This is a genomic window from Pseudoalteromonas sp. GW168-MNA-CIBAN-0100, assembly GCF_040309225.1.
Taxonomy (GTDB): Bacteria; Pseudomonadota; Gammaproteobacteria; order Enterobacterales; family Alteromonadaceae; genus Pseudoalteromonas; species Pseudoalteromonas arctica.
Map to the genome: position 1 here is coordinate 1 of NZ_JBEOOL010000087.1, position 586 is coordinate 586.

At 41.8% G+C, this 586-nt stretch carries 1 protein-coding gene; it reads left to right on the forward strand.

Annotation, left to right across the window (positions count from 1 at the left end; translation table 11 throughout):
- Positions 1 to 122: 122 nt before the first annotated feature.
- Positions 123 to 586: NAD(+) synthase (gene nadE, locus AAEY62_RS20130; protein WP_350635930.1), on the forward strand; the 464-nt coding region annotated here is incomplete at its 3' end.

Here is a 586-nt window from a genome sequence, read left to right on the forward strand (position 1 = left end):
CGAGTTAAAAACCGAGTTACAAAAAATTAAAGCTCACTTAGGGCTTTAATTTGTTAGCCCTAAATCACATAATACAAGTGCTCTGCTGAGCGAAATAATTATTTAACCCTAAGGAGTTGGCCATGCGCGCCGAGATTATGGCTGCAATGAAAGTGCAGCCAGTTATTGATGTAAATGCTGAAATTAGCCGTCGTGTTAACTTTATTAAAGCCCGCTTAATAGCAGCCCATGCAACGTCTTTGGTATTAGGTATTAGTGGTGGAGTCGACTCTTCAGTGTGCGGTCGTTTATGCCAACTTGCTGTTAATGAACTTAACCAAGAGCAAAGCACTACTGATTATAAATTTGTTGCGGTACGCTTACCTTACGGTGTGCAAGCCGACGAAAATGAAGCGCAACTAGCGGTTGATTTTATTCAACCTAGCAGCCGCATGACGGTAAATATTAAGCCCGCAACCGATGCGCTACACGAACAAACAATGGCGGCTATTGTTGGTAACGGTGAATCACTCCCTGAGCAAGAAAAAATTGATTTTATTAAGGGTAATGTTAAAGCCCGTCAACGCATGATTGCACAATACGAAAT